Source organism: Roseomonas sp. F4, from assembly GCF_053891155.1.
The window spans coordinates 18,201-27,366 of sequence record NZ_JBSSHK010000010.1 but is presented as its reverse complement, the minus strand read 5'-3'; the positions used below and the strand labels follow the sequence as shown (position 1 = coordinate 27,366).

Here is a 9,166-nt window from a genome sequence, read left to right as displayed (position 1 = left end):
TGACATAACGGCGTTATCACCAGCGACATTGCTTCGTCAGGCAACCGGAGTGCTCATGCACGGGCACAACAAACGTCGTCGAGAAAGTTGCCCTATCGGAACGCCGTGGCTATCGTGGTGTGTGTCCGGAAAAATCCCTTTCCGGACACAACTAGCGGGCAGAGGAGGGCGCCATTCACGAGGGCCACGACGTAATGCAGGTGTGCCTGAACGGGCACCAGATCACCGAGCACGCGGCGACCATGCCGCAATTCAACAAGCCCTTCTGCTCGCAGTGCGGACAGGAGACGATTACCACCTGCCCCGAATGCAAAGCGCCGATCCAGGGACACTACCATAGCCCCGGGGTGCTCAGCCTGCGCACGACCCCGGTCCCGAACAACTGCCATGCCTGCGGGACCGCCTATCCCTGGCGGCAACACGCGCTCGCAGCCGCAGTCGAGGCCGTGCAGCTCGAACTCGATGAGAAGGACGCCGCCGAGGCCGCAGCGCTGATACCAGACGTCGCCGCGACGACCCCTCGCACCGACGTCGCCGTCTTCAAGCTCAAAAAGCTGCTTTCGAAGTTGCAGAAGCCCGCTTACGACATCGCTATCAAGGTCGTCACCGACGTGGCGTCGGAGACCGCCAAGAAGACCCTCGGGCTGAAGCCGTGAGGCCAGGCATGGACCACGAGGACAGCGGCCTCGTCCCGGCCCCGGAGAGCAGGCTTCCCGCCCTCGCGCCGGAGGTCGTCGAGCACGCCCGGCGCTTCGCCGCGGCCTCGCGTGCGGCAAGCACGCGGCTGAAGTACGAAGCCGCCTGGGACGCATTCGCGGCGTGGTGTCGCGCCCAAGGCCACGAGCCGCTCCCGGCGCACCCCGCAGTAGTCGCGGGCTACCTGGCCGCCGAGGCCGCGCGGGGCGTGTCGCCCTCCTGGGTGCAGTTGCAGCTCTCTGCCATCGGCTGGGTCCACCGGCGCGCCGGACGGCAGCCACCGCAGAAGACGGAACAGGGCGCCGTCATCCATGAGATCCTCGCCGGGATCCGGCGCGAAGACGGCAGGCTGCCGGTGCGCAAGGCCGCCGCCGACGCCGACATCGTGCGCGACGTGCTGGTCCACATAACGGGTGATTCCTTGCGCGCCGTTCGCGACCGGGCGCTCTGGGCGTTCGGAATGGCCTCGTGCATGCGGCGCTCGGAGTTGGTCGCGCTGCGCGTCGAGGATCTCTGGCGCGCCCAGGAAGGATTCCGTGTCGCCATCCGCAGATCGAAGGGCGACCAGGAAGCCAAAGGCCAGGAAATCGCTGTGCCCGAGGGCCGCCGGATCCGGCCGGTGCAGCATCTCGAGGCCTGGCTGGCGGCCGGAGGCATCGCGGACGGATACCTGTTCCGGCGGATCTCGAACGACGGCCGGACGGTCACCGCCGACCCGATGAGCGACCGCGCCGTCGCCCGCGTGGTGAAGGCGCGCATCGCCGCCGCCGGGCTCGACCCCGCCGCCTACGGCGGGCACAGCCTGCGCGCGGGCTTCCTGACCGCGGCCGCCCGCGCCGGGGCGAGCATCTTTCAAATGCAGCAACAGAGCCGCCACCGATCGGTGCAAACGCTATCAGGGTACGTCAGGTCGGCCCGGCTGTTCGAGGAACACGCGGGGCGGGACTTCCTTTGATGCGGCCCGGGTCGGCGGCATGCTGAAGCGGATCATCAGGTCGGAAGCACACTTCGCGGCGATGCTGTTCTGCGAACTACGGAAACCGTCCGTCGTGGGCAGCCGCTTTCTGGCGTTGCTTGACGCTACGCAGGAGCGGCCAGTCGGCCCCATCAGGGAGGTCTTTGTCGAGCCCGCGCCCTTCAGGGACGTCTGGAAATCCCTGAGCGATGCTGAGAGGTGGCCCCTGGTGCAGCGCCTATTGCACTGGGTCGATCCAACCGTGGACACGGCCCAGATCGCCTCGATGTTCGACGAGGTGAGGGACCTCCTGCGTTCACCGGCGTCCTGGTCGACGGACGAGATGCGCGCCGCTTCGCCTTTGGTGGAGCGCCTCCGTTTCATGTTCCTGGCGAGGCCCGACCTGCTCGTTATCACGACCGAATGCGCCCTCTGGGTCGAACTCAAGGTGGAGAGCAGCACGCCATCGCGGCGCCAGGGCTACTGGCAGCCAGAGACGCAGCGCCACATCGCCGAGGCGGCCCGTCTGATCGTGCCGGAACTCGCCAATCTGCGCCCCCTCAATGTCATGATTCAGCGTGAGCCCAACACCGAGCACCTGCACCTGACTTGGCAGCAGATTGTCGGGGACGAGTGGGACTACGACATCCTCAAACCCAGGCGGCGCGGCCGACCTGGTGCTCGTCGTTATCGCCGTCAACGGGATGATGGGCGCCCCGATTTCGCCTGCGAGAGGTGACCGCTGCCGCTACCAACGCGCAAATTTAGCAGGACCACGCGACAGCAGCCGGAAATAGGGCAGCCTTAAGGATTTCGGTGGCAGCGGCAGTGGCGCCGCTCAGTCACGCCCCGCGGTGTCCTTGTCAACATTTTCCTTTTCCTTCAATGACTTACCGCGGCGCCACGCTTGAGGTTACAGGCAGTCCGTGGCAAGCTGCTGTCTCAGCGGCTGCCGGTTTCGGACGCCGCGGAGGAAGCGGACATGCTCTACGAGGTCACCGAGGGTTTCAGGAGCTTCTCCAATGAGGTGATGTTCCTGCACGACACATTCACCGACGTTGACTTAATCGCTGCGAGTACAGTGACGGTGCAGCATGCATGCGCGACTAGAGATCCAGATGATCGCGCTGTGCCGCCACCGAGTTCCGGCCGTAGCCGGTCCGGTGCGCGATCTCCCGCACGCTCAGGCCCTGGCACGCAATACCCGATGATGGCAGGCACCTTCGCGCCGTGCTGACCGTCGGCTGTCGCTCGCATCCATGGTGCCGGTCTTCCAGTGCCGCTCAATGCATGGAGGGAATTATGACCATGAACAGAGCGATGCCATGAACGCGATTCAGGAGTGGCGCGCGAACGTCATTCTGGACCCTTGGTGCATCGTCGAGTTTGCCGACGGCACCGAGGCCCTCTTCGGCTTTGCCATCGAGAACGATGCAACGGGCGGGCTGGCCTGGATGAGAAGTTCGCCGGTTGAATCGATGCGTGAGGATGGCAGCCGTGCCCGGACGAGTAGCGGTCGCCGATACTCGCTCGGCCGCCGCATCACCGTCGGCGAGCTGCCAAATGAGGAAGCCAGGTACGCCTTCGCGATCATGATGACACCACGCCTGGCCGATCCACGTGTCGCACCGCCGGTCACGGAAGATTTGGAAACTGCCCGCTGGTGGGTGGCCGCATGCAAGATGGCCAGACACCTCGCGACCGACGCGCCGCCGCTCCGTGACCCCGAAGCAATCGGGAAATTCATCGTCGACAACCTGACTCGCTACCTCAGTCGCCCTGGCAGAAGACTGCTGTGATGCATCCCTTAGACACTCAGCCTGTCATTTTCATCGACGTCGACGGCCCGCTGCTGAGCAAACGGGCGTGGCTGCTACCGAGCAACCGTGAGCTCCGTAAGCGCATAGTTTGGCTGTCGGGTCGACAAATATCCCGAGAGATCGGGCGCCATGTGGTCTTTGAGCCCAGCGCAATGCGGCTGCTCGCCCACATCCACCAGGCCACCGGTGCACTCTACGTCGTATCGAGCGACTGGCGTTACAGCGTCGGGCTCGCAGAAACACGCGCCAAGCTCATTGAGCAGGGTCTCGATGAAGACATGCTGCACGAAGACTGGGCCTGTCCGCTGATGCAGCATGGCGAGAAGGTGAAGTACAGAGACGTTGAAAATTGGCTGAGTAATCATCCCGAGCAGCAGCCAGGCCAGTGGCTCGTAATCGATGACGTGCCGCGCACAACACCAGAACCGACACTTCTCGTTGATGGCGTCGAGGGACTCGGTGTCCGCGACGCGGCAGCCGCCATTCGCTACTTCCACGGCTTCAACGAGCGCCTCGGCATGCTCAGCCTGGACGAGCGGGACATCCCCGCCGAGGTCCATGCCGCCTTCAGCGGTCGCCGGGTTGAGATGTGCCGGTGGCTTGAAGGGCTGACGGTGCCAGTCGGCTACAAGACACCCGCACGGCTGCTCCGATGCGGGATGCCCAACTTGGCGCTTCGCCTGTTGCCCAACGCACTCAACATGTCGACGCCGCCAGGACCCGACGACGATATCAAAGACGCTCTTTTGGGGCGCCAGATCTTCTGACTCGCGCCGGAGACGAGAATGCCAATCCCCACAGATCGCTACGTCAAATGCCGCCGCTGTCGCTGGATTCACTGCATCACGCTCTCCGAACCGGGCGACACAGTCACCGGCCTGCGTGAGTGCTTGCGCTGCGGCGAGAGCGCCGGATTCGTCGAAGCGAACCCCGACGTGCTTCCTGCGGGATGCACGGTACCCTGCCTCGTCATCAGGAGCATCGATGAGCTGGATGTGACCTGAGACATGCTGGTGCACGATAGGACAGCCGGAACTCTGGCAGGGCTTTTCACAGCAGCCGCCGTGGCGCGCGAAGCTGTTCAGGCGTTCCACAGCACGGAGCTGTCGGGTGCCGAACTCGTCGCCATTTCTGCAACTTGGCTTCTGGCAATTGCGACGACTGCGTCCGGTGTCGGACTACTCGTTCACCTCGGCATCGGGTTCGCTCGGCTGTTGGGACGAGAGAAGCGCGCCTGCCGCCGGACAGGTGCCTCGCCACAATGAACATCATGCCGTCGATTCGCCGCGTGAACGCAGTGACCGCAGGCGTCAGCGCGAAGGTCTCCAAGATTGTCTCTGCGGGTTGCTTCTGTGAGGCAACTGTGTGCTGCGCCGCCGCTAGCCCAGGAATCGGAGTTCGCGGCGACAGCGGACAACCCTGCAGACCCACCGTCAGCCAGCGAGGACAGCATGACGGCGCCTGAAGATTGGCGTCCGAACGCCCGCATGGATCCGTGGTGCCCCGTGGAAATCGACGGCGGCGTAGAGATCCTTTTTGGCTACGCCGTCGAGCACAACGAGCTGGGCGGCTTGTCGTGGGTGAGAAGCTCCCGGGTGATGTGGTTCGCGGCAGACTACAGCCGTGCACAAACTATGAGTGGTCGCCGGTATGCGCTTGGGCAGCGCATTGAGCTCGACCAGTTGCCGGACGAGGAAGCTAAGGTTGCCTTCGCTGTTCTGGTTGCACCGTACCTCGACGACCCGCACCTCGCGCCCCCGGTTGCAGGAGACCTGTTCGTAGCCGGGCGTTGGGTGCTTGCCTGCAAGATGGCGCGCCACCTCAAGACCGCGGCGCCACCGCGCAGCGATCCGAATGCAGTTGAGGCGTTCATTGAGACAAACAGGAACCGGTACAGCCGTCTGATGTCGGGCGAGTAGCCGTCCTGAAGCGCTGGTAGTCCGGCTCGCATTGCACGCCGCGTCTGATGCCGAAACTGTCGACGTCGCCACCCGCGTCAGAACTCTGGCAACATGCCAGAGCCTGTTTCCTGGACCGACAGGCACACATAGCGGCCTGCGCTCCAGCGTCACCGGGTGACCCGGATCGGTGTTGTCCTGCATGATCTCAGAGCTGGCCGTCAGTGTGAGCGTGTGAGCAGTCCGTTGCCCGCCATCGCGTCGCGCCCGTTGCTCGCGAGGTTGACCAGAACGGTCTCCAGCTGTCCCTTGTCCGCGAGAAGCACCGGCACCCCGGACGGTGAGTTTCGGCCGCACTCTCCGATCGCATAACGACCGGATCACGGGAGAACCGTTATGAGCGTGAAGCCGACCACCAGGCAGTTCGAAAGGGAGGTCCTGGCACGCTTGGCCCAGGCCAGGGCTGACAACGTCGAGTTCGTCGATCTTGCGGCGCGCGAGATCCACGACCGGCTCGGCGGATACGGGCCGGGGCAGAAGAACGACCACAGGTTCGCTCCCTTGGGCCGGACAATGCGTCGCCTGATGCAGCCTGGGGACGAGATCCTTGAAGGTAGCCCGGCTCTTGGGAACGGAGCCAACCTCAGGATCCGGTACCGCATCAGGGGCCGCAGGGAGGATGCGGCAGAGGGCCAGGTGGTGCGCGCCTCCAACCAGCACGACTTGGCGCGGGAGATCCTCGAAGTCATTGGCAAGCTCGCCCAGGAGGGGACCCTGACCCGCTATGGCGATGTGGCGGAGGCGCTGGGCAGGCCCCGCACCGATGCCCGTGCCGTCGCCCAGGCGTGCAATCTCCTGGACAGCGCCGCCACCCATGCCAGGCGCCCGCTGATGGCGCTTTGGACGGTCCGGGACAGAGACTGGGAGGTCAACGACGCGGCCTGGAGGACGGACACCGTCCCCGAGCTGCGCGAGGCCATCATCGAGGAGGCTCGCCAGCACCGCTTTACAGCCGACGACCAGGCCGCGATCGCTGCCTCGCTGTCCGAACTGCGCGGCCTCGGTGCGCAGAAGGCGTGGGAGCGGATGCGCGACGAGGTACCCCATGACGTCATGATGGACCGCCTCATGGATCGTGAGCCATCAACGCCCGACGACAGCCTCAACGATCTCGACATCGGCTCGGACGTGCCGCACTCCGTACCTTCCAGCGGCCGCCGGTTCGTCCGGGACCCTCGGGTCCGGGCCGCCGTGCTGGCGCGTGCCAGAGGCCGGTGCGAGTTCTGCGACGAGCCAGGCTTCAGGACCTCGGCTGGCTCGGTCTACCTCGAGGCCCACCACATACTGGCGCTCTCCGAGGATGGCCAGGACCGGCGGACCAACGTGATCGCCCTCTGCCCGCTTGATCACCGCCGGGCACACCTGGCCGAGGACAGGAAGGAGCTGGAGCGGCGAATGGTGCGGATCGTCCGGGACAAGGAGAGACCTTAGGCGGGGTGCCGCCAAGCTGACCCAGGTACTTGCGCCAGCAGGTGACATGGATGGCCTGCGGCGGCTGGTTGCCGCGCGGCCGTGCCATCGCGTCGTAGCCGGTGTAGGCATCGGCGTGCAGCCAGCCCTCGAAGTCCTCAAGGTGTCCGCGTGGCCGGGCTGCAACGCCTATGAGCAGAGTTCGACCCCAATCGTCGTCGTCTGCCGGGATTGAGCCTATTGCAGGAGGCCGAGCGCTTTGCCGCTCTTGAGTTGCACCGCCGATAAGGGCCTGGCGTGCCGCTTATCCCCAGTAATAAGTGCCGCTCTCGCTGGCCCGTTGTCAACATTTGTTTGGTTTTCAAATGCTTGCGTGGAGCCAGAGGATCGCAGACCCTGAAACGACAAAAGGCCCGCCGGGGTGGCGGGCCTTCTACGTCGAGCATTCCCAATCGGTTCGCGGCCAGGTGGGGGAGAGCACGACGCTGTCGTAGGGGGATTCTGGCCATGCGAAGAGCATCAGTCAATCACTACGTGTCCGTTGCCCTGGCCGCCCGGAAGGGCGGCTATGGCGCAGGACCGTAATGCAGACACATTCGGCGGCCTAGGCGACTGGGCCGACATCTACGATGGCACCTATCAGCACCACAGCAGATTGAATCGCCAGCGCCGCGCCGACCGTCGCGCTCAGGACCGGATCCGCCGGGCCCGCAAGGCCGCTGCTGGGCAGGGGCCGACGCCCAGTCAGCGCGCTCTGGCCGACCTCGCACGCGACCGGCGCCTGTCCCGCAACGCCCTGGTCGAGCTGCGCTGGACCGTGGGCTACACGTGGCGTGGCGGTCCAGTCGCCGGGAACTCATTATACCGGCGGCAGCCGCTTACTTACCGCGGCCTGGTCTCGGACGAGGCGCCTATCTTGCGCCTCTTCGCGGCATCGACGCGGCGCGCCTACGCACTGCTCACCGGCGCGATCAAAGCCGAGGCCTCGGGCACGGACAGCAAGGTGCTCGCGCTCGATTGCGAATACGTCGAGACCAACAAAGTCATGCGGAGGGTTTTGAGGGTCGAGCTCGACCGCGCGTTCTCATCCTGGGAAGTCATTGAGCGGGCCCTGCAGACTCGCGGCGTCCCGCTGCCGAACATCGTCGTGGGATTTGAACTAGCCGACGGCCGGGTGGTCAACCCGCACCTGATCTGGCTGATCGATGCGGCGGTGCCGCACACGGCCAAAGGCATGATGCCCCACAAAGCCCTTTTCGCATCGGTCCTGCGCAGCCTTACGGCCGAGCTGCTCGACGTCGGCGCCGACCCGGGTGGCCTGGCAAACTCAGCGCGCCACAAGAACCCCCTATCGCCCCTCTGGGACCGTCGAATCATGGCGGCTGAGCCCTACAGCCTCGCCGCCCTGAAAGCCGCCCTGCCCCTCGGCAAAGCGTCGGCGAAGCTCAAGACGGCGGTGACCGAGCGCGCAGGTGCATGCCCCGCGCCCCTCCTACAGGACCACCCGGACCCAGTCGTTGCAGCGGGTTCCAACGCGCTGTTCCGCGCCCTCGTCCGGTTGGCCCAGAAACGCGTGGAGTGGCACCGCGAGCACGGCTCCGAGATTGAGCTGGTGCAGGAGCTGGCGACTGAGGCCCTCCGGCTGGTGCCGTACGGTCGAAGGGCCGAGAAGGTGGCGATTGCCAGGGCCGAGGGCGTGGGCGCCTGGACCTGGACCCACTACCGGCCGAAGTCGGAGGTGTCCAAGCAGGTGCTGACCCCTGAGCAGGTCAGGGCGGCCAGGCAGGGCGGGCAGGAGCGGGCAGCCATGAGCCGCCGGGCCAATACTATGGCGGCCGCCGTCGTCGCCTTCCTCCGCATCGCGGCAACAGGCGCCCGGCCAACCCAGGCAGCCGTCGCTGCCGCTGTCGGCCGGAGCGATCGAGCCCTTCGCCCTCTTTGGTCGGAGATTCTCGCCGCTGCGGCACCGGAAGTTTGCTCCCTTGATGATAAAAAGGGTGCCGCAGGGTCGGTCGCTGCCAACGGACTTATCCCCCCCGCTCCCCTGCCATTGCCTCCGGCCTCAATGCCACTCCGGGAACTTACTGCGTTCACCCCGGCCTCCGCGCGCGTGAAAGGTTCGGCAGAGGCAGACACCGTAGATCGCAGAAGTAGTCCGCTCCTGCCGGTTCCCGGAGGAACTCCTTTTGCGCCCGAGTGCTCGACAATCTCGATTCCAGAGACGTTGACCAAGGTCGGCGAGAGCTTTGGAAGCCCTCCCGAATGCGACGTTCATGGGTAATGCTGATGAGGCGAGGCTGGCTCGGCTCGTCACCCGGTGATAGTAG

At 65.4% G+C, this 9,166-nt stretch carries 8 protein-coding genes; all 8 read left to right on the top strand.

Annotation, left to right across the window (positions count from 1 at the left end; translation table 11 throughout):
- The first annotated feature begins 194 nt into the window (after positions 1 to 194).
- Positions 195 to 656, top strand: a complete 462-nt coding sequence (locus tag ACVFYP_RS27510) for a DUF2321 domain-containing protein (RefSeq protein ID WP_499203371.1) — start codon at positions 195 to 197, stop codon at positions 654 to 656.
- 8 nt (positions 657 to 664) lie between these two features.
- Complete coding sequence (locus tag ACVFYP_RS27505; RefSeq protein WP_499203370.1) at positions 665 to 1,651, top strand: site-specific integrase; 987 nt, start codon at positions 665 to 667, stop codon at positions 1,649 to 1,651.
- 19 nt (positions 1,652 to 1,670) lie between these two features.
- The gene (locus tag ACVFYP_RS27500; RefSeq protein ID WP_499203369.1) at positions 1,671 to 2,390 is read left to right on the top strand and encodes a hypothetical protein; all 720 of its coding nucleotides are present in this window, start codon (positions 1,671 to 1,673) and stop codon (positions 2,388 to 2,390) included.
- Between the two features lie 586 nt (positions 2,391 to 2,976).
- Entirely contained in the window at positions 2,977 to 3,450 is a 474-nt protein-coding gene (locus ACVFYP_RS27495) for a hypothetical protein (RefSeq protein ID WP_499203368.1), read from the top strand.
- Positions 3,450 to 4,238 (top strand): HAD domain-containing protein, encoded by a 789-nt coding sequence (locus tag ACVFYP_RS27490; protein ID WP_499203367.1) that lies wholly within the window; start codon positions 3,450 to 3,452, stop codon positions 4,236 to 4,238. Before ACVFYP_RS27495 ends, ACVFYP_RS27490 begins: the two co-directional genes overlap by 1 nt.
- A 684-nt stretch (positions 4,239 to 4,922) precedes the next feature.
- On the top strand, positions 4,923 to 5,390 hold the full coding sequence (locus tag ACVFYP_RS27485; RefSeq protein ID WP_499203366.1) for a hypothetical protein: 468 nt from the start codon (positions 4,923 to 4,925) through the stop codon (positions 5,388 to 5,390).
- Positions 5,391 to 5,765: 375 nt separating this feature from the next.
- A complete protein-coding gene (locus tag ACVFYP_RS27480; protein ID WP_499203365.1) occupies positions 5,766 to 6,860 on the top strand; it encodes an HNH endonuclease in 1,095 nt (364 codons plus the stop codon).
- Between the two features lie 547 nt (positions 6,861 to 7,407).
- Entirely contained in the window at positions 7,408 to 9,120 is a 1,713-nt protein-coding gene (locus ACVFYP_RS27475) for a replication initiation protein (protein ID WP_499203364.1), read from the top strand.
- Positions 9,121 to 9,166 lie beyond the last annotated feature (46 nt).